The organism is Ornithinimicrobium pratense (assembly GCF_008843165.1).
GTDB lineage: Bacteria > Actinomycetota > Actinomycetes > Actinomycetales > Dermatophilaceae > Ornithinicoccus > Ornithinicoccus pratensis.
In genome coordinates this window covers 1,735,681-1,754,270 of record NZ_CP044427.1, presented here as the reverse complement: position 1 = coordinate 1,754,270, position 18,590 = coordinate 1,735,681, and the positions used below count along the sequence as shown (strand labels likewise).

Annotated in this window: 18 protein-coding genes; 14 read left to right on the top strand and 4 right to left on the bottom strand. The window is 71.9% G+C overall.

Annotation, left to right across the window (positions count from 1 at the left end):
* Positions 1 to 2: 2 nt before the first annotated feature.
* Complete coding sequence (locus FY030_RS07985) at positions 3 to 401, bottom strand: DUF3054 domain-containing protein (protein WP_202879785.1); 399 nt, start codon at positions 399 to 401, stop codon at positions 3 to 5.
* On the opposite strand from FY030_RS07985, the gene FY030_RS07980 reads away from it, so the two are divergent.
* The 7 genes from FY030_RS07980 to FY030_RS07950 all read left to right on the top strand — a co-directional run bounded on the left by FY030_RS07980 (position 400) and on the right by FY030_RS07950 (position 7,809).
* Complete coding sequence (locus tag FY030_RS07980; RefSeq protein WP_158061052.1) at positions 400 to 2,457, top strand: MFS transporter; 2,058 nt, start codon at positions 400 to 402, stop codon at positions 2,455 to 2,457. The genes FY030_RS07985 and FY030_RS07980 overlap by 2 nt on opposite strands.
* Positions 2,447 to 2,986: a TetR/AcrR family transcriptional regulator gene (locus FY030_RS07975; RefSeq protein WP_192498770.1), complete on the top strand. Its 540-nt coding sequence runs from the start codon at positions 2,447 to 2,449 to the stop codon at positions 2,984 to 2,986. Before FY030_RS07980 ends, FY030_RS07975 begins: the two co-directional genes overlap by 11 nt.
* Positions 2,983 to 4,587 (top strand): depupylase/deamidase Dop, encoded by a 1,605-nt coding sequence (gene dop / locus FY030_RS07970; RefSeq protein ID WP_337692496.1) that lies wholly within the window; start codon positions 2,983 to 2,985, stop codon positions 4,585 to 4,587. Before FY030_RS07975 ends, dop begins: the two co-directional genes overlap by 4 nt.
* A 42-nt stretch (positions 4,588 to 4,629) precedes the next feature.
* Positions 4,630 to 4,830 (top strand): ubiquitin-like protein Pup, encoded by a 201-nt coding sequence (locus FY030_RS07965; RefSeq protein WP_158061049.1) that lies wholly within the window; start codon positions 4,630 to 4,632, stop codon positions 4,828 to 4,830.
* 6 nt (positions 4,831 to 4,836) lie between these two features.
* Positions 4,837 to 6,234, top strand: a complete 1,398-nt coding sequence (pafA, locus tag FY030_RS07960) for a Pup--protein ligase (RefSeq protein WP_158061048.1) — start codon at positions 4,837 to 4,839, stop codon at positions 6,232 to 6,234.
* 120 nt (positions 6,235 to 6,354) lie between these two features.
* Entirely contained in the window at positions 6,355 to 7,362 is a 1,008-nt protein-coding gene (locus FY030_RS07955) for an FKBP-type peptidyl-prolyl cis-trans isomerase (RefSeq protein ID WP_192498769.1), read from the top strand.
* 48 nt (positions 7,363 to 7,410) lie between these two features.
* Complete coding sequence (locus FY030_RS07950; RefSeq protein ID WP_158061046.1) at positions 7,411 to 7,809, top strand: FKBP-type peptidyl-prolyl cis-trans isomerase; 399 nt, start codon at positions 7,411 to 7,413, stop codon at positions 7,807 to 7,809.
* Between the two features lie 58 nt (positions 7,810 to 7,867).
* On the opposite strand, the gene glsA is transcribed toward FY030_RS07950, so the two are convergent.
* Together glsA and FY030_RS07940 are read right to left on the bottom strand one after the other, a co-directional pair.
* Complete coding sequence (gene glsA / locus FY030_RS07945; RefSeq protein ID WP_158061045.1) at positions 7,868 to 8,806, bottom strand: glutaminase A; 939 nt, start codon at positions 8,804 to 8,806, stop codon at positions 7,868 to 7,870.
* A 4-nt stretch (positions 8,807 to 8,810) separates the two neighbouring features.
* Positions 8,811 to 9,968 carry a DUF3866 family protein gene (locus FY030_RS07940; RefSeq protein ID WP_158061044.1) on the bottom strand — a complete coding sequence of 386 codons (1,158 nt, stop codon included), beginning with the start codon at positions 9,966 to 9,968 and terminating at the stop codon, positions 8,811 to 8,813.
* A 33-nt stretch (positions 9,969 to 10,001) separates the two neighbouring features.
* Here FY030_RS07940 and FY030_RS07935 point away from each other — a divergent pair, with 33 nt between their 5' ends.
* The 7 genes from FY030_RS07935 to FY030_RS07905 all read left to right on the top strand — a co-directional run bounded on the left by FY030_RS07935 (position 10,002) and on the right by FY030_RS07905 (position 18,077).
* Complete coding sequence (locus FY030_RS07935) at positions 10,002 to 11,111, top strand: helix-turn-helix transcriptional regulator (protein WP_158061043.1); 1,110 nt, start codon at positions 10,002 to 10,004, stop codon at positions 11,109 to 11,111.
* Positions 11,111 to 12,088: a helix-turn-helix transcriptional regulator gene (locus tag FY030_RS07930; RefSeq protein ID WP_158061042.1), complete on the top strand. Its 978-nt coding sequence runs from the start codon at positions 11,111 to 11,113 to the stop codon at positions 12,086 to 12,088. Before FY030_RS07935 ends, FY030_RS07930 begins: the two co-directional genes overlap by 1 nt.
* Before the next feature lie 79 nt (positions 12,089 to 12,167).
* Positions 12,168 to 12,476: a Sec-independent protein translocase subunit TatA gene (tatA, locus tag FY030_RS07925; RefSeq protein ID WP_158061041.1), complete on the top strand. Its 309-nt coding sequence runs from the start codon at positions 12,168 to 12,170 to the stop codon at positions 12,474 to 12,476.
* Positions 12,477 to 12,551: 75 nt separating this feature from the next.
* Positions 12,552 to 13,337: a twin-arginine translocase subunit TatC gene (tatC, locus tag FY030_RS07920; protein ID WP_158061040.1), complete on the top strand. Its 786-nt coding sequence runs from the start codon at positions 12,552 to 12,554 to the stop codon at positions 13,335 to 13,337.
* A complete protein-coding gene (locus FY030_RS07915; protein WP_158061039.1) occupies positions 13,334 to 14,230 on the top strand; it encodes a diacylglycerol/lipid kinase family protein in 897 nt (298 codons plus the stop codon). Before tatC ends, FY030_RS07915 begins: the two co-directional genes overlap by 4 nt.
* Before the next feature lie 9 nt (positions 14,231 to 14,239).
* On the top strand, positions 14,240 to 17,245 hold the full coding sequence (locus FY030_RS07910) for a DEAD/DEAH box helicase (protein WP_158061038.1): 3,006 nt from the start codon (positions 14,240 to 14,242) through the stop codon (positions 17,243 to 17,245).
* A 130-nt stretch (positions 17,246 to 17,375) separates the two neighbouring features.
* The gene (locus FY030_RS07905) at positions 17,376 to 18,077 is read left to right on the top strand and encodes a phosphatase PAP2 family protein (RefSeq protein ID WP_158061037.1); all 702 of its coding nucleotides are present in this window, start codon (positions 17,376 to 17,378) and stop codon (positions 18,075 to 18,077) included.
* Here FY030_RS07905 and FY030_RS07900 read toward each other — a convergent pair.
* Positions 18,002 to 18,550: a PH domain-containing protein gene (locus FY030_RS07900; RefSeq protein WP_158061036.1), complete on the bottom strand. Its 549-nt coding sequence runs from the start codon at positions 18,548 to 18,550 to the stop codon at positions 18,002 to 18,004. The two genes, FY030_RS07905 and FY030_RS07900, sit on opposite strands and share 76 nt — an antisense overlap.
* Positions 18,551 to 18,590 lie beyond the last annotated feature (40 nt).

The window sequence follows — 18,590 nt, the reverse complement described above, 5'->3', positions numbered from 1 at the left end:
GGTCATCCGGCCGAGCTCGCACGGCGGCGGAGGATGAGAGCCTCGACGGCACGCCAGCCGAGGAGACCGGCAAGCAGGACACCCGTGGCGACCAGCACGAAGGGGGCTGCCGTGCCCTCACCGGTGATCCAGCGCAGCAGCATGCCGATGACCAGAGCGCACGTGGCCACGATGAGGCCGTCGACCCACCAGCGGCGCATTGCAGGCGTATTCCGGAGCAGACAGAGCCAGCCCACGACGGTCCCGACGAGGAACGGCCACGCCGTCGTCAGGACCCCCACCGGCCCGAGCTCGAGATCGTGACTGGCCCGCCCGAGCGTGGCGAAGACGAGGACGACGAGCACATCGAGGCCGAGCTTGGTCATGTCGGCATCGTCGCACGCCGTACACTCGGTGAACATGCGTTCACCCCAGCCGGAGGCAACCCGGTCCGGCCCCTCCACCGGCCTCATCATCACGGTGCTGGCGCTGTGCGGCACCTTGGTCTCCCTCCAGCAGACCCTCGTCCTGCCCCTCCTGCCCGACTTCCCGGAGATCCTGGGGACGACGAGCGACAACGCCTCCTGGCTGGTCACCGTTACCCTGCTCACCGCTGCCGTGGGCACCCCGATCGTCTCGCGTCTGGCCGACATGTTCGGCAAGCGGCTCATGCTCATCGTCTGCATGTGGGCGGTGATCGTCGGCTCCCTGGTCGCCGCGCTGTCCGACAGCCTCTTCACCGTCATCCTGGGCCGCGGCCTGACCGGGCTGGGAGCCTGTCTGGTCCCCGTGGGGATCAGCATCATGCGCGACCACCTGCCCTCAGACCGGGTTGGTTCCGGCGTGGCGCTGATGTCGGCCACCCTGGGGATCGGGGGAGCGGTCGGGATGCCGCTGGCCGGGGTGATCTACGAGCGCTGGGACTGGCACACCCTCTTCTACGTCTCCGGTGGCTTCGCGGTCATCATGCTGGTCGCGGTCCACCTGGTCGTCCCCGAGTCGACGGTCAAGACCCGAGGTCGGTTCGACTACACCGGAGCGCTGCTGCTCTCCGTCGCCCTGACCTGCTTCCTGCTTGCGGTGAGCAAGGCTGGCACCTGGGGCTGGTTCTCGCCGCTGACGTTGACCCTGCTGGCGGTCGCCGGCCTCGTCCTGGCTGCCTGGGTGCCCTGGGAGCTGCGCACCGGCCAGCCGCTGGTCGACATCCGCACCTCCATCCGCCGCACGGTGCTGCTGACCAATGCCGCCTCGGTCCTCATCGGCTTCGCGATGTTCGCCAACTTCCTCACCTCCGCCCAGCAGGTGCAGATGCCGGTGGACACCGGCTACGGCTTCGGGATGTCGGTGACGGCGACCGGGCTGGCGCTCCTGCCGGCCGGTGTCCTGATGGTGGCCATGTCACCGGTCGCGGCGTCGATGATCCGGCGCTATGGACCCCGGGCGATCCTCATCGCCGGCGCCCTCATCATGGCGGTGGGCTTCATCGGCCGTGCGCTGCTGCACGGCTCCGTCCTGCAGGTCATGGTCACCTCGGGCATCGCCTCGCTCGGCACCGCGCTGGCCTTCGCCGCGATGCCGACGCTGATCATGCGGGCCGTCCCGATCACCGAGACCGCCTCCGCCAACGGGCTCAACACCTTGCTGCGCTCGATCGGCACCTCCTCGGCCTCGGCCATGGTGGCCGCTGTCTTCGCCGCCTCGATGATGACGACGGCCAGTGGTCAGATGGCGCCTTCGTTCAGCGCCTACCAGCTGGTGTTCTGGGCGGGAGCCGCAGCCTCCCTTGGGGGTGGGCTCATCGCGGCCTTCATCCGGCGGCCCGTGCGGGTGCGCGAGGAGCCGGGCTCCGGCCGCGAGCTGCCGGGACCCACCGGGGAGCGGGCCCAGGTCAAGCACGAGGGTCAGCTGCCCGAGCTGCTCGTGCGGGGCCGGGTCGTCGGTCCGCAGGGCCGGCCGCTGCGGCAGGCCGTGGCCACCGTCCTGCACCCCGACGGGCAGCACGTCGACTGGGGCCGCACCGACAACGACGGCAGCTACGTCCTGGCCCTGCCGGCGCCGGGCCGCTACCTGCTCGTGGTCTCGGCGGACGGCTGGGGCCCGCAGTCCAGCCTGTGTGACCTGGACGCCGGGGAGACCGACCCGATCACGATGACCCGGCGGCTGCTGCTCTCCGGCCACGTCATGGACAACGGCATGCCTCTTGGCGGGGTGCTGGTCTCGCTCATCCGCCACTCCGGGGAGTACGTCGCCACCACGCACGCCGATGAGACCGGTGCCTACGAGGTCGGCCTGCCCCCGCCCGGGCGCTACGTGCTCACGGTGGTCGACCACGCCTCGGGGCGCACTCGATCCCGCGCAGTCAACGTCTTCTCTACCTCGACCTCCCTCGACATCGACATCGAGACCGGCATTCCGCGTCCTGTCGAACGGACGGCCGCCGAGATCCCCGTGCCCGCCGGGGGCTCCCGTGGGCAGTGAGGAGCACGTCCTGCGCGAGGCCCGGCGGCTCTTCGGAGAGCGCGGGTATGCGGCGGTGACGATCCGGGAGGTGGCCCGGCGCGCCGGGGTCTCGCCCGCGCTGGTGATGAAGATCGCCGGCACCAAGGAACAGCTCTACGCCCTGGCTACTCCCTCCGAGCCCACGCCGCTGCCCGAGGGCGTGCCCATGGAGGGGCTGGGGGAGAAGCTCGTCAGCCGCATGCTCGACCGCCGCGACGAGGACACCGCCGAGCCGTGGCTGCGCGCGCTCTACCTGATCCAGGACGCGCCCGACCCGGCGACCGCCCGCGCCGAGTTCCGCGAGCGCTTTCTGGGCCGCTTCGACATGGAGACCGAGGATGACCGGCGGCACGCGGACCAGATGGCCTGCCTGCTCATCGGGCTGGCGGCCGGGCTGCGCTCCTTCGGGCTGCTCGAGCCGGGCACCACCGACCAGGAGGCGGTGGTGCGGGAGTACGGCGCCCTCGTCCAGAGCCTGCTCGACCGGATGGCAGGATCGAGGCTGTGAGCGTGCGCCGGGTGATGGGGATCGAGACCGAGTTCGGGATCACCAGCACCCAGCTGGACCGGCGCGGCACGCCGCTCTCGCCCATGCTGCTCTCGGCGCAGGTGGTGCGCGCGTATGCCGCAGGCTCCGCCGCGGGGGACGCGCTGCCCACCAGCGCCGGCTGGGACTACGCCGACGAGACCCCGCTGCGGGACGCCCGCGGGTTTGAGATGGCTCGCGCGCTGGCGGACCGGTCCCAGCTGACCGACGTTGATGACCCGGCGATCGCCAACACCGTGCTGTCCAACGGGGCCCGGTTCTACGTCGACCACGCGCATCCCGAGTACTCCGCGCCTGAGGTCACCTCTCCGCTGGCCGCCGTCCGCTTCGACCGGGCCGGGGAGCTGGTGGCCCTCCGCGCTCTGGAGACGCTGGCCGCCGACGGCCAGGAGGTGCGGCTCTACAAGAACAACGTGGACGGTAAGGGCGCCTCCTACGGCACCCATGAGAACTACCTGGTCCCGCGCTCGGTGCCCTTCGACCGCCTGGCCCGCCTGCTCATCCCCTTCCTCGTCGCCCGCCCGGTCATCGCCGGGGCCGGCCGGGTGGGGCTGGGCCAGGCCAGCGAGACCCCGGGCTTCCAGCTCTCCCAGCGGGCGGACTACCTCGAGGCCGAAGTCGGCCTGGAGACGACCCTGCGCCGGCCGATCGTCAACACCCGCGACGAGCCGCACGCCACCCCGCACCTGCATCGGCGCCTGCACGTCATCGTCGGCGACGCCACGATGGCCGACGTCACCACCTACCTGGCCATGGGCTCGCTCTCCCTCGTACTGCGGGTGATCGAGACCCACCCCGAGCTGCTGGAGGGTATGACGCTCGCCCACCCGGTCCGCTCAGCGCAGGTGGTCTCGCACGACCCGAGCCTGCGGGCCACGGTGCCGCTGGCCGACGGTCGGGAGCTGACCGGGCTGGACCTCGTCGAGGCGCACCTGCAGGCCGTCGAGCAGGCCCGTGACCAGGCCCTCGCGTCGGGGGATGAGCGATGGGCCGAGGAGCCGGGGCAGGGGAGCGCCTCGACTGACACCCAGACCACGTCTCAGGCCGGTACTGACGGCGTGCTGGCGCGCTGGCGAGAGGTGGTCGACGCCCTGCGGCGCGACCCGGCCGAGGCCGCCGGCCAGGTGGAGTGGGTCGCCAAGCACTCTTTGCTCGGCCGCTTCCGCCAGCGTGCCGGGGTGGGCTGGGATGACCCCAGGCTGGCCGCGATGGACATCCAGTGGCACGACCTGGACCCCGCCCGGGGGCTGGCCCAGAAGCTGCGCGCGGCCGGGCACCTGGAGCGGCTGGTCGAGGACGAGCAGATCACCACCGCGGTCACCGCACCCCCGGAGGACACCCGCGCTTGGTTCCGCGGTGAGTGCGTGCGCCGCTTCGGCCCACAGGGCGACGTGCGCGGCGCCTCGTGGGACTCGGTGACGCTGCTGGATGAGCGCCGACACGCCCGCCGGGTCCGGATCGACGAGCCGACCTCCGGCACGCGGGCCCAGGTCGGGCCGGTGCTGGCACGGCATACCCACACCGCCACCCTGTTGGGGGAACTGGCGAGCGAGGACGCCTAAGACCAGGCTGACCGCGGCCGGGTGGTCTGAGAGGATCGGGTCATGTCACAACAGCAGTTCGACCGTCGCCGCGACGACGCAGGGGGCGAGGCCCCGGAGCCGGAGGCACCGCCCGCCGCGCCTGCGGCACAGACCCAGGAGCGGGACGCCGCACTGGACTCCCTGCTCGATGAGATCGACGGGGTGCTGGAGAAGAACGCCTCGGAGTTCGTGCACGGCTTCGTGCAAAAGGGCGGGCAGTAGCCCTCCATGGACCGGCGCATCTTCGGGCTGGAGACCGAGTTCGGGGTCAACGCCACCTTTCGCTCCGGTGGCCGGCTCTCCCCGGAGGAGGTGGCCCGCTACCTGTTCCGCAAGGTGGTCGCCTGGGGCCGCTCCTCCAACGTCTTCTTGGCCAACGGGTCCCGGCTCTACCTCGACGTGGGCTCCCACCCGGAGTACGCCACGGCTGAGTGCGCGGACCTGCTCGACCTGGTCGCCCACGACCGGGCAGGTGAGCTGGTCGTCCAGGACCTCGCCGAGGATGCGGAGCGGCGGCTGGCCGAGGAGGGCATGCAGGCCAGCGTCTACGTGCTGAAGAACAACGTGGACTCCCGCGGCAACTCCTACGGTTCCCACGAGAACTACCTCATCGAGCGGACCGGGCGGCTGGAGCGGATCACCGACACCCTGGTGCCCTTCCTCGTCACCCGCCAGCTGGTCACCGGCGCCGGCCGGCTGCACGTGGTGGGGGAGCGGGCCACCTACCTGGTCTCCCAGCGGGCCGACCACATGTGGGAAGGGCTGTCCTCCGCGACGACCCGGTCCCGGCCGATCATCAACACCCGCGACGAGCCGCACGCCGACCCCGAGCGGTACCGTCGCCTGCACGTGATCGTCGGCGACTCCACGATGAGCCAGACCACCACCCTGCTGCGCGCGGGGACCACCGACCTGGTGCTGCGGATGCTCGAGGCGGGCACCATCGTCCCCGACTTCGCCCTGGCCAACCCGGTCCAGGCGATCCGAGACATCAGCCGGGACCCGACCGGTCGGGTCGCCGTCCCGCTCGCGTCGGGAGGGACGATCACCGCGCTGGGTATGCAGTCCACCCTGCTGGAGCTGGCCCGGCGCCACGCGCAGGGGGCCGGGATCGCCGACCAGAGCCCCCATCGCGAGGTGCTCGAGCTGTGGGAGCGTGGGCTGCACGCGATCGAGAGCGACCAGCTGCGCCTGGTCGACACCGAGATCGAGTGGGTGATGAAGCGGCGGCTGCTGGCTGAGTATGCCGACAAGCACGGCCTAGCCCCGCACGACGAGCGGCTGCAGCAGCTGGACCTGGTCTGGCACGACGTGCACCCGCAACGCGGTCTGGTGCGGATGCTGGAGCGCTCTGGCCGAGCCCGGACCGTGGTGTCCGATGAGCGGATCGCCCAGGCGATGGTCTCTCCCCCGCAGACGCGAGCGCGGCTGCGGGGCGACTTCGTCCGCGCAGCTCAGGACCACCGTCGCGACTTCACCGTCGACTGGGTGCACCTTAAGCTCAACGACGCCGCCCAGCGCACCCTGGTCTGCAAGGACCCCTTCGCCGCCGTCGACGCCCGCGTCGACCAGCTCATCGAGCACATCGCCACCTCTGAGTTGCCCGGCACGCCCCGCGGCGTGTGACCGAAGGGCTGACGCCACATACCGGCGCCTGCCCCTCCGGATGAGGCACGCACACGCAACGCCCAGATGCACGGGTTAGGCTTGCCCGGTTTGAGTCCCCCAGAAGCAAAGGATGCGCGCGTGCGCTCACCCCGACTCCGATTCCTCGCGGCTGCGGCTGCGCCGCTGGCCTTCCTGGCCGTGGCTGCCTGCAGCCCGGACTCCGGCGGTGCCGACGACTCCACGGCCACCTCGTCGCCCGAGGACGCCGCTGCGACCTCGGCCGGCCCGTCCCACGACCTGAACGACGTCGCGGTCGAGCAGCAGGACGGCGAGCCCGTGCTGAACTGGCACGGCGAGCCGCTGGCGGACGGCGACCTGCCCTTCGTGACCCAGCAGACGCAGTCCGAGCAGCTGCAGGCTGGGGACGGCGAGGAGATCGGTGCCGAGGACGATGTCCAGGTCCGCTACCTGGCCGTCAACGGCACCACCGGCGAGCAGATCGTCAGCACCTTCAGCACCGACGAGACGGTCACCCTCGACCTGACCGACGAGACCCTCCTCCCGGCGTTCCGGGACAACCTGCCGGGCACCACCGAGGGCGACAGCGTGCTCATGGCGCTGCCCGCGGAGGACGCCTTCGGTGAGTTCGGCAGCCAGGAGCTCGGGGTCGGCCCCGAGGACACGCTGCTGTTCTACATGGAGATCGTCGATTCCTATCCCATCGCCGGCGAGCCGGTCGACCCGGTCGAGGGCCTGCCGACGGTGGAGTCCGACGGCGAGACGCCGGCGGTCATCGACGTCGAGGGCGTCGAGGCACCCGATGAGCTCGTCGTCCAGCCGCTGGTCCAGGGCCAGGGGGCCGAGGTGGGGGAGGGCCAGACGGTCTTCGTCCACTACACCGGCGTCACGCTCTCCGACGGCGAGCAGTTCGACACCTCCTACAACCGCGGCCAACCGTTCAGCTTCCAGGTCGGCGCCGGTCAGGTCATCGACGGCTGGGACCAGGGCCTGATCGGGCAGAACGTCCGCTCCCAGGTGCTGCTGGTCATTCCGGCCGAGCAGGCCTACGGACCCAACCCGGAGGACCACCCGGAGCTCGGCGGTGAAGACCTCGTCTTCGTGGTCGACATCATTGCCGCGTATTGATCAACCCACCTCACCCCTTACCCTCACCAGAGCAGGAGAACACCAGCCATGACCGACTCCCCCTTCGGCCGCGTCCAGAAGGCCAAGCCCGAGATCGACTTCCCCGGTGACACCCCGCCCAGCGAGCTGGTCACGGAGGACATCGAGGTCGGCGAGGGCGCCGAGGCCACGGCCGGTGCGCAGATCTCGGCCCACTACGTCGGCGTCGCCTGGTCCACCGGCGAGGAGTTCGACGCGTCCTGGAACCGCGGGGAGCCGCTCGCCTTCACCGTCGGCGTCGGCCAGGTCATCCAGGGCTGGGACCAAGGCCTTCTCGGGATGAAGGTCGGCGGCCGGCGCAAGATCGTCATCCCGCCGCACCTGGGCTACGGCGACCGTGGGGCCGGTGGCGCCATCAAGGGCGGCGAGACGCTGATCTTCGTCGTGGACCTGATGGACGTGCGCTGACCGCCTGACCCGCCGGCGCCCCGCCCACGCGGCGGCCCCGCGCAGCCCGCGCCCCCCGTCACTCGTCCCGGTGGCGCGGGCGCAGGACGTGCAGGTCCAGGTCGACCGCGAGGTGCTCGAAGGCGACCTGGCCGCGGGTGGAGTTGCCGTGCTTGTCCAGCCGGGGGGAGTAGGTGGCGATCCCGCCCCGCCCCGGCACGGCGCCGACGATGCCGCCGCTGACACCGCTCTTGGCCGGGATGCCGACGGAGGAGACCCAGTCGCCGGCGGAGTCGTACATCCCGCACGTCAGCATCACCGACAGGACGTGCCGGGTGGCCTGCCGGGAGAGCACCCGCTCCTCGGTGCCCGGAACGACGCCGTCGTTGGCCAGCGTGGCGGCGATCCGGGCCAGCTCGACGGTGGACACGCGCAGGGCGCACTGCCGCGAGTAGCCGTCGACCACGTCGTGCGGGTCATCTGGCAACTCCGACAACGCCTTGACCATGTGCGCGATCCCCAGGTTGCGGTGCGCGTCGTCCATCTCCTGCCGATAGCTGTCCTCGTCCATCTCCAGCTCCCGGCCGGCCATCGCCGAGAGCAGTTCCCGGATCCGTGCGAAGCGGTGCTCGGCGTCATGACCGTCCACGAGGGAGTGTGCGGTGAGCGCCCCGGCGTTGATCATCGGGTTGGCCGGGCGGTTCTGGCCACCCTCCAGGCTGATCCGGTTGAACGCGTCCCCGGAGGGCTCGACGTCGATGTGGCGCAGCACCTCCTCCATGCCCACACAGTCGATCGCCAGTCCGTAGACCACGGCCTTGCTCAGCGACTGGATGGGGTAGTAGAACTCCGCGTCGCCGGCGGTGCAGACCTGCCCGTCGACGCCGACCACCGCGACGGCCAGCCTGTCGAGGTCGGCCTCGGCGTGCACGGGGAGCTCGTCCGGCTCACCGTCGTCGTCGTCGCGGACGCGGTCCAGGAGGTCGTCCAGATAGGCGGGCAGGTCGCGTGCGAACATCCCCTCACCCTAGGCGGGGCGACGGCGAGATGCGCACCGCGTGGCTGCCCGCGGCCGCTGCGGCCAGGAAAGCCGCAGTGTCCTCGTCCAGGCCACGGCCCATCGTCGACAACCGCACCGGGGTGTCCCGCAGGCGCTCGAGCAGACCATCGGTCGCGACCTCGACGAGTCGCAGGTGGGAGGCCGTGGCGACGAGCGCACCGGCCTGTCGATGGACCTGGTCCAGGCAGGCCCGTAGCTCGAGGGCGGTGCCAGGACCGGGGACGGGCACCACCAGGTCGGCCGGGCGGGTGAGCACCCGGCCATAGGCGGTCGCGCTGTGGTGGGACAGGCCGCGGTGCCGCCCCCGGGGGTCGGCCTGCGACACCCGCAGGGCCGCGACCGGGCGGCCGCCCAGCACGGCCGCGGCGTTCAGCGCCTCACCGGCGGCGACGCCCGAGAATCCCCACCGGGTGCCGGTGCCGAGGTTGCCCGGCCCCTGGACGACGACGGCGAGGTCGGCCTTGATGACGTGGCGGGCAGCGAGCAGGGCAGTGTGGACGGTGACGGCCTCGAGGTCGCCGCCGTAGGCCTGCCCGCAGGTGACCGTGGCGCTCAGCCAGCCTGCGTCGCGCAGGGTGGCGACCGAGCGGGAGAAGGCGAGGGGGAGCGCTCCGCCGTCCGTCATCACGTAGGCCACCGTGGGCGCCTCACGTCCCTCCTGCTCCGCCGCCAGGCGGACCCCGGCCACGATCGCCGGCAGCGAGCTGTGCAGGTCGGCGGCGACGACCGGCATCCCGTCGATCGAGTCGGCAGCCTCCAGCACCGCGTGGTGCTCGCCCTCAGGGTCGTCGACGCCCAGCACCATCGTCTGCAGGGGCGAGTAGCGCGCCTTGACCAGGTGGCCCGGGGCGTCGGGGTCGACCGCCCACCCGGCCGGCCACGCGGAAGGGCGGTCCGGAATCGCGGTCACCACGGCATACCCACCGGTGCCGAGGCCACGATCCAGCGCCGTGGTGTTGAGCAGCACCCGGTCGCCGGCCTCAGGCGTGCCGACGACGTCCACGTAGGCCAGGGCGGGGACGGTGGTGCCGTCCCCGGGAGTGATCTCGACCGAGACCGGGACGACGCCGGGCCAGCCCGCGAGGACCTCGCGCACGACACCCTGACGCCACCGGATCACCCGGCGATGGTAGCCGGGGTAGCCTCGGGGATCATGGCCCGTCCGTCCCCTGCCGCCGCGAAGACCGAGCGCCTCCTCAACCTGGTCATCGCGCTGCTGCACACCCGGCAGCCGCTGTCCCGCGCCCGGCTGCGCGAGGCCGTCCCGGACTACGCCGGCAGCAGCGACGAGGCCTTCGAGAGGATGTTCGAGCGGGACAAGGACGAGCTGCGCGCCCTCGGGGTGCCGCTGCGCACCGAGCCGATCGACCCGTTCTTCGACGACGAGCCGGGCTACCGGATCGACCAGCGAGAGTATGCCCTGCCCGAGATCGACTTCGCCCCCGACGAGGTGGCCGTGCTCGGGCTGGCCGCCCGCTCCTGGAGCCAGGCCAGCCTCGCCGGGCCGGCGGCCCAGGCGCTGCGCAAGCTGGAGGCGGCCGGGCTGGTCAAGGACGAGACCTCGGTGGCGGGGATCGAGCCGCTGCTGCATACCCGCGAGCCCGCCTTCGAGCCGGTCCGCGACGCGGTGCTCTCCCGGACCCCGTTGCGCTTCGACTACCGCGGCGGCAGCGGCGACCTGACCGAGCGGCACGTGCAGCCGTGGGGCCTGACCAGCTGGCATGGCCGCTGGTACCTCACCGCCCACGACCTCGACCGCGACGCCCCGCGGGTGTTCCGGCTGGACCGCATCGCCGGGACGCCCACGAAGGACGGGCGCAAAGGCGGGTATGACGCGCCCACCGGCCATGACGCGGCCGCGATGATCCGCAGCAGCGTGGGGGAGGAGGACGGCGAGACCACCACCGTGCGGCTGCTCGTCCGCGAGGGCACCGCAGCCTCCTTGCGGCGCCGCGGCCAGGTCGTGGCGGGGGGCCCCGACGCCAACCCCGACGCGGGCTCTGCCCCCGGGCCGGTCGCGGAGGGGTGGGACCTGCTGGACCTGCCCGTCGGCTCGCTCCCGGCCTTGGCTAAGGAGGTCTGCGGTGCCGGCCCGGACGTGGTGGTCGTGGCGCCCGAGGAGCTCCGCTCACTGGTCAGCCAGCGGCTGGAGACAGTGGCGCATGCGCACGGCCCGGGCGCCGGACCGGCGCCCGACGGTGCGGGCAGGGCTCACGATGCCCCTGGCACAGCTCGCGGTGGGCAGACGGGGGGCGTGCGCTGATGGTCACCTTCGAGAGCGCCACCTCGCGCGTGTCCCGCCTGCTCACGATGGTCCCGTGGCTGTTGAACCGGCAGGGGATCGACCTGGCCAGCGCGGCCGCCCAGCTGGGCGTGAGCGAGGACCAGGTGGTGGAGGACCTCGAGCTGCTGTTCGTCTGCGGCTTGCCGGGTCACTACCCGGACGACCTCATCGAGGCCTCCTGGGAAGACGGGCGGGTCTTCGTCGGCAACGCCGACACCATCGCCCGGCCGCTGCGGCTGGGCCGGGACGAGGCCCTGGCCCTCATCGTCGCGCTGCGGGCGCTGGCTGCGACCCCGGGCCTGACCGAGCACGAGGCGATCGACCGCGCGCTGGCCAAGCTTGAGGCGGCGGCCGGTGACGCGGCTGCATCCGCGGACCAGGTGCGGGTCGACCTGGACGCTCCCGTCGACCCGGCGCTGGCCGCCCGGATCCGCACCGGCCTGACCGAGCAGCGCCGGCTGCACCTGCGGTACACCTCAGCCAGCCGCGACGAGACCACCGAGCGCGACGTCGACCCGCTGCGGGTGCTCTCGGTGGACGGTTACTGGTACCTCGAGGCCTGGTGCCACCGGGCCCGGGGCGTGCGCACCTTCCGGCTGGACCGGGTCGAGGCGGTCGAGGTCCTCGACGAGCCCGCGGCACCGCCGCAGGACCTGGCCCCCCGCGACGTGGTGCCCGGCGTCTTCAAAGGTGACCCGCAGGACCTGCTGGTCACCCTCGAGCTGCAGCCCGCCGCAGCCTGGGTCGCCGAGAGCATCCCGTCGGAGCAGGTGGAACGGCGCGACGACGGGTCCACGGTGATGGTGCTGCGGGTGGCCGACCCGGCGTGGCTGCACCGGCTGGTCTGGCGCGAGGGCGGCGCGGTGCGGGTCGTGCATCCCCCCGCCGCGGTGGCTGCCGTGCGCGACGGGGCCGCCGCCGCGCTGGCCGGCCACGCGCAGCACACCGACCGCTAGACTGGTTGCTGCAGTACTCCTTCGTCCGTGCGCACCAGGTGGGCACACGCGCGAGCCCGACCGAGAGTGAGGAACGACCGTGGGTGGAATCCAGTTCTGGCACATCGTGGTCCTGATCGTCGCGTTCGTGCTCCTCTTCGGCTGGAAGAACCTGCCCAACGCCGCCCGATCCCTGGGTGAGTCGATGCGGGTCTTCAAGACCGAGGTGGACCACATGAAGGACGACAGCACCGCCCGCAAGGACCGCGGCGTCGTCGGGGGCGCGCCTGTGGACACCCCGGTCGCTCAGGGGCAGGTGGAGGACCCCTACCAAGACAGCGCCCAGGAGGAGTACCGCCGCATCCAGCGGCACGGCTCTGACGGCGACACCAGCGCCCCCCGCAGCTGACCCGGCTGCCGCAGGCGCACCGCATACCCCGACGTGGCCCGTACCCGAGGACGACGCAGACATCCCGAGGGACGGATGTCGCTCGCCGAGCACTTCCGGGAGCTGCGCAACCGGGTGGTCATCTCGGTCCTGGCCATCGGGGCCCTCTCCGTGCTCGGGTGGTACTGGTACGACCCGATCATCAACTTCATCAGCGCCCCTGTGGAGAACGTGCGTGACGCCGACGGCCAGCGCATCGTCACCCTCAACTTCGACAGCATCACCGGTGCGTTCGCCCTGCAGCTGCGCGTCTCGATCTTCACCGGCATCCTGGCGGCCAGCCCGGTGTGGCTCTGGCAGACCTGGGCCTTCCTCCTGCCCGGCCTGACGCCCAAGGAGAAGAGGATCGCACTCGGCTACTTCTTCTTCGCCATCCCGCTGTTCTTCGCCGGGGCCGGCATGGCCGCCTTCACCTTCCCCCGCCTCTACGCGATCCTGCTCAGCTTCGCGCCGGAGAGCTTCACCAACATCATGAGCGCCCCGGACTACCTCAACGTGGTGCTCTACTTCTGCCTGGCCTTCGGGCTGGCCTTCCTGCTGCCGGTGGTGCTGGTGGCGCTCAACCAGATCGGCATCCTGCCCGCCCAGACGATGCTCAAGGGCTGGCGGATCACCCTCTTCGGCATCCTCGTCTTCTCCGCAGTGATGACGCCTGACCCGAGCGCAGTGAGCATGTTGGCGATGGCCGCGCCCGTGTTCCTGCTCTACTGGTGCGCGGTCGCGGTCGCCTTCATCATGGAGCGACTGCGGGGGCGGCGCGGGGACGACCCTCGCGACCGCTACCGAGATCTGACACCCGATCAGGCGACCCCGCTGCGATGAGGTATGCCGTCGCCCACGGACGGCGCAGGAGGGGACCGGGTGGGTCCAGCGCCCGGGTGGGGGAGCAGGCCGTGGTCGCGCTGCGGGCCGGTGGACACGAGGTGACCGAGGTCGTCGCCGGGTCGCTGGCCCAGGCGCGGAGCGTCTGCGCCACGCTCCTGGCCGACGGGATCGACGTCCTGGTGGCGGTCGGAGGTGACGGCGTGGTGAGCATGGCCGCCGACCTGTGCGCCGGCACCTCGACGGCAGTCGCGATCCTGCCGGCGGGAACCGGAAACGACAACGCCCGCTCACTGGGCATCGAGCGCGGCGCGGGTGCCCTGGAGGTCCTGCTCGCGGATGACCGGCGCACGGTTGACACCCTGCACCTGCCCGAGCTCGACCGGCACGTGCTCTCCTCGGTCACCTCGGCCCTCGACGCCCGGATCTCCGACCGGGCCAACCGCTGGCCCCGGATCCTGGGCGCGACGACATACACCCTCTCGGCCCTGGTGGAGATCGCCCTGCTGCGCCGGCAGCCACCGCTGAACTACGTGCTCACCGTGGACGGCACGCCGCTGGCGCTGGAGACCCTGGTGGTCGTACCGGTCAACATGCCCTATCTCGGCGGTGGACTGCACATCTGCCCCGAGGCAGACCCGGCCGACGGGCTGCTGGACCTGGTGGTCATCCGACCGGTCCCGCCGCGTCAGGCGGTCCACCTGCTGCGCGCGGTCCGCGCCGGTCGGCTGGCCGACCACTCGGCGGTGACCGTCACCGGGGCCCGTGAGGTGCGCATCGAAGGGCCGGCCGACATCGTCGCCCAGGGGGACGGAGAGCCGCTGGCACCGCTGCCGCTGACCGTGCAGGTCGCGCCGTCGATCCTGCAGGTTGTCGCGCCTGCACTGACGTAGCCTTCCGGTATGTCCTCCCCGGCCGAACGCTTTGCTGCCGCCCGCGCCCGCACCGCCTGGGAGTCCACCGCGGCCGGCCGCTTCGCCGGGTCGCTGGGCTTCGCGCTCGACGACTTCCAGCTGACCGCCATCAAGGCGGTCCAAGAAGGCCACGGCGTGCTCGTCGCGGCACCGACCGGGGCCGGCAAGACGGTGGTGGGCGAGTTCGCGGTCGCGTTGGGTCTGGAGACCGGGCACAAGACGTTCTACACCACCCCGATCAAGGCGTTGTCGAACCAGAAGTACCACGACCTGGTGGCTCGGCACGGGGCTGCCAATGTGGGTTTGCTGACCGGCGACGCCTCGATCAATGGTGAGGCTCCGGTGGTGGTGATGACCACCGAGGTGCTGCGCAACATGATGTACTCCTCGTCCCCGACCCTGACCGGCCTGGGTTTTGTGGTCATGGACGAGGTCCACTACCTCGCGGACCGCTGGCGCGGCGCCGTCTGGGAGGAGGTCATCATCCACCTGCCGCCGTCGGTGCAGGTCATCTCGCTGTCGGCCACGGTGAGCAACGCGGAGGAGTTCGGCGACTGGCTGACCACCGTGCGCGGCGGCGAGACCGGATTGCAGACCCAGGTGATCGTCTCCGAGCACCGGCCGGTGCCGCTGTGGCAGCACATGATGGTCGGCCAGCAGCTCTTCGACCTCTTCGTCACCGACGGCTCCGGTGGTGGCACCGCGGATGTCGGTGGCACGACCCGGGTCAACCCCGAGCTGCTGCAGCGCATCACCTCGGCTGAGCGGGCCGCCCAGTCCGGGGGCTGGCGGAGGGCCGACGAAGGTGGCCCACGGGGCCGGCGCGGCGAGCCACGCGGGAGCCAACGAGGAGGCGGCCGCGATGGCGGCAGCGGCCGGAGCGGCGGGGGGCGTGGCCGGGGTGGACGCGACTCCCGTGAGGTCGGTCGAGGCGGACGCTCGGACCGTACCCGCGGTTACTCCGACGCCCGTGGCTACCGCGGCGACGACGGTGCCGTCCCGGCAGGCGGGGCACTGCCCGGCGGGGTGGCCAGCCGCACCCAGGTGATCGAGCGACTGGAGCGCGAAGGGCTGCTGCCGGCCATCACCTTCATCTTCAGCCGCGCCGGCTGCGACGCCGCGGTCCAGCAGCTGCTCGGCCGGGGCATGCGGCTGATCCCGGACCAGGAGAGCGTCGCGGTCCGCGACCTGGTCACCCGCCGCGTCGAGGCGGCCGCGGTCGACCCGCGCGACCTGGGCGTGCTGGGATACCACGACTTCGTCGAGGGCCTCTCCCGCGGATATGCCGCGCACCACGCCGGGATGCTGCCGCTGTTCCGGGAGATCGTCGAGGAGCTGTTCACCGCCGGTCGGGTGCGGGCCGTCTTCGCCACCGAAACCCTGGCCCTGGGCATCAACATGCCGGCCCGCACCGTGGTGCTGGAGAAGCTGGTGAAGTTCAACGGCGAAACCCACGCGCCGGTGACCCCGGCGGAGTACACCCAGCTCACCGGCCGGGCCGGCCGCCGCGGCATCGACATCGAGGGGCACGCAGTCGTGCTCTGGCGGCGTGGGATGGACCCGATGGACGTCGCCGGGCTGGCCTCGACCCGCACCTACCCATTGCGCAGCTCCTTCCGGCCCAGCTCCAACATGGCCGTCAACCTGGTCGCCCAGTACGGCCGGGAACGCGCCCACGAGCTGCTGCAGTCCTCCTTCGCCCAGTTCCAGGCCGACCGGTCGGTGGTCGGGCTGACGACGCAGGTGCGGGACAACAGCACCGCGCTGGAAGGGTATGCCGAGGCGATGGCCTGCGACCGCGGCGACTTCCGCGAGTACGGGCGCCTGCGTCACGAGCTGTCCGAGCTGGAGAAGAAGCAGGCCCGCCGGCGCCAGGCCGAGCGCCGCTCGGACATCGCCCAGGCGCTGGAGGAGCTGGAGCCGGGCCAGGTGATCCAGCTGGACGGGGGCCGGAAGGGGTCGATGGCGGTGGTGCTGCGCAGCCCCAAGGGTCGCTCGGCCGCCCCCGAGCTGAGCGTCATTACCTCCAACGGCAGCCTGCAACGGCTTGGCGTCGCGGGTTTCCGGGACGTTCCTGAGGTGATCGGCACGCTGCGCATCCCCGGACACTTCAACCCCCGCAGCCCCAAGGCGCGCAAGGACCTTGCCTCGGCCCTGCGCAGCAGCGTGCACGAGCACCCCTTCCCCGGCCCCTCCGACAGAACACGCGCAACGGCCCCTCAGGACACGCGAGAAGGCTCATCAGGACACGGGCGCAGCAACACCACCGCCCAGGTGGAGGAGCTGCGGGCGCGGCTGAAGGCACACCCCTGCCACAGCTGTCCCGACCGCGAGGACCATGCCCGGTGGGCAGCTCGCTGGTGGCAGCTGCGCAAGGAGACCGACGACCTGCAGCGGCGGGTGGCGCACCGCACCAACGCCGTCGCGAAGACCTTCGAGCGGATCTGCGACCTGCTGGCCGGCCTCGGTTACCTGACCGAGGACGGCCAGCAGGTGACGCCCCAGGGCGGGCGGTTGCGGCGCATCTACACCGAGCTCGACCTCGTCGTCGCCGAGTCGATCCGGCGGGGGGCCTGGGACCGACTCACCCCGGCCGACCTGGCCTCGGTCGTCTCGGCGATCATCCACGAGGCGCGCGGCGACGAGACGGCCGAGCCCCCGGTCCCCAGCGTCGAGGTGGCGGAGGCCCTGGGAGAGATGGCCGCGATCTGGCGCGAGGTGCAGGACGCCAAGCGGGAGCACGACCTCACTGGCGACCGTGAGCTGGACACTGGGATCACCTGGATGGTGCACCGCTGGGCCTCCGGCCGCGGGCTCGATGAGGTGCTGCGCGGAGGCGACCTGTCCGCCGGCGACTTCGTGCGACGCGCCAAGCAGGTCATCGACCTGCTCGGGCAGATCGCCCAGGCGGCGGACGGCGACCTGGCCCGCACCGCACGCAAAGCCTCCGACGCGGTCCTGCGCGGCGTGGTGGCCGCCGACCGGCTGGACTGACCGCATACCCGACCAGTGGGGCGAGCGGTCACCCGCCGCGCCCCGCCGTGGCTTGCTGTGTCACGCAGGCGGGCTGCACCACGTCACCCTGAGCCGTCCACCCAGCCTGCGTGTCTATCCTGATCCAGCTATGCCCGACCGCGACCACCCGCCGCCCGCGCTGCCCTGGGGACTCATCACCGTAGGAACCCTCGGGGTGCTCGGGCTCTACGCGGTGTTCGTGCTCAGCACCACCGGCCAGGCCTGGGACACCGCGGTGATGGACCGGGCCTCCGCCCGGCCCGGTTCCCGACGCCTCGCGGAGGCGATCGTCGAGGAGCTGGGTCCGATGCGGATGGTGCTGCTGTGCGGCATGGCGTGCCTCACCGGCCTGCTGCGGCACTGGCGCGTGGCGCTGGGCGCGGGCGTCGCCGTCATGGTGTGCCTGGCCGGGCCGCAGATCCTCAAGGCGACCCTGCCACGCCCGCAGCTGGCGGACCCCTGGCCGATGCCCAACTCTCTGCCCAGCGGACACACCGCTGCCGTCGCGGCGCTCGCCGTGGCGCTGGTGCTGGTGCTGCCCCTGGCCTGGCGGGGACTGGTGCTGCTGGTGGGCACCGGGGCCACGGCGCTCATGGGGGCGATGGTCGTCGTGCTCAGCTATCACCGGCCCAGCGACGTGCTGGCCTCGGCGTCCCTGGCCTTGGCCGCGTGGGGTGCCGGGTTGCTCGTGCAGGGCCGCTGGGCTGCGTCCACCCGGGCCGGGAGCGGGCCCGCTCAGCGGCGCCCCCGTGCGCGGGGCGGTTCGGTGGGCGGGTACTCCCCGTCGTCGGAACCGTCGTCGGCGTCGTAGAGCAGGTTGTGCAGCCGCACCTGGACGCTCTCCACCTGTGGGATGTCGTGCAGCACCATCCCTTGTTGCTGGGTGGCGTCGGAGATGACCAGCGTCCCGCACCCGAACATCCGGTCCAGGAGGCTCTTGTCCAGGGAGATGTCGTTGACGCGGTGCAGGGGGATGTCACGACCCTTGCGGTTGAGGATGCCGGTGCGGTGGGCGACCCGCCTGTTGGTGATGACGTAGCGCTCGGCGTTCCACACCAGGATGGGCAGCACGACAAGCCAGGCAGCCAGCGCCAAGGCGATGGCTCCGGCGATCCACATGACCACCGCGTAGTAGTCCTCCCCGCGCAGGAACCACCACAGGGCGACCAGGGCCACGACCAGCATGAGAGCGAGCAGCACCGGGCGCAGGATGGCCTTGACGTGGGTGCGCAGATTGAGGATGACCTGTTCGCCGTCGGCGAGGTTGCGGTCTTTCAGTCCCATGGCCGCATCATGGCACCTGACCGACCCCGGGGCAGGGAGG

What these genes read in the sequence shown, in the direction of transcription:
- FY030_RS07980 (WP_158061052.1), top strand. Translation starts at nt 400, where the DNA reads ATGCGTTCACCCCAGCCGGAGGCAACCCGGTCCGGCCCCTCCACCGGC.
- FY030_RS07985 (WP_202879785.1), bottom strand. Translation starts at nt 401, where the DNA reads ATGTTCACCGAGTGTACGGCGTGCGACGATGCCGACATGACCAAGCTC.
- FY030_RS07965 (WP_158061049.1), top strand. Translation starts at nt 4,630, where the DNA reads ATGTCACAACAGCAGTTCGACCGTCGCCGCGACGACGCAGGGGGCGAG.
- pafA (WP_158061048.1), top strand. Translation starts at nt 4,837, where the DNA reads ATGGACCGGCGCATCTTCGGGCTGGAGACCGAGTTCGGGGTCAACGCC.
- FY030_RS07950 (WP_158061046.1), top strand. Translation starts at nt 7,411, where the DNA reads ATGACCGACTCCCCCTTCGGCCGCGTCCAGAAGGCCAAGCCCGAGATC.
- glsA (WP_158061045.1), bottom strand. Translation starts at nt 8,806, where the DNA reads ATGTTCGCACGCGACCTGCCCGCCTATCTGGACGACCTCCTGGACCGC.
- FY030_RS07935 (WP_158061043.1), top strand. Translation starts at nt 10,002, where the DNA reads ATGGCCCGTCCGTCCCCTGCCGCCGCGAAGACCGAGCGCCTCCTCAAC.
- FY030_RS07930 (WP_158061042.1), top strand. Translation starts at nt 11,111, where the DNA reads ATGGTCACCTTCGAGAGCGCCACCTCGCGCGTGTCCCGCCTGCTCACG.
- tatC (WP_158061040.1), top strand. Translation starts at nt 12,552, where the DNA reads ATGTCGCTCGCCGAGCACTTCCGGGAGCTGCGCAACCGGGTGGTCATC.
- FY030_RS07915 (WP_158061039.1), top strand. Translation starts at nt 13,334, where the DNA reads ATGAGGTATGCCGTCGCCCACGGACGGCGCAGGAGGGGACCGGGTGGG.
- FY030_RS07910 (WP_158061038.1), top strand. Translation starts at nt 14,240, where the DNA reads ATGTCCTCCCCGGCCGAACGCTTTGCTGCCGCCCGCGCCCGCACCGCC.
- FY030_RS07905 (WP_158061037.1), top strand. Translation starts at nt 17,376, where the DNA reads ATGCCCGACCGCGACCACCCGCCGCCCGCGCTGCCCTGGGGACTCATC.
- FY030_RS07900 (WP_158061036.1), bottom strand. Translation starts at nt 18,550, where the DNA reads ATGGGACTGAAAGACCGCAACCTCGCCGACGGCGAACAGGTCATCCTC.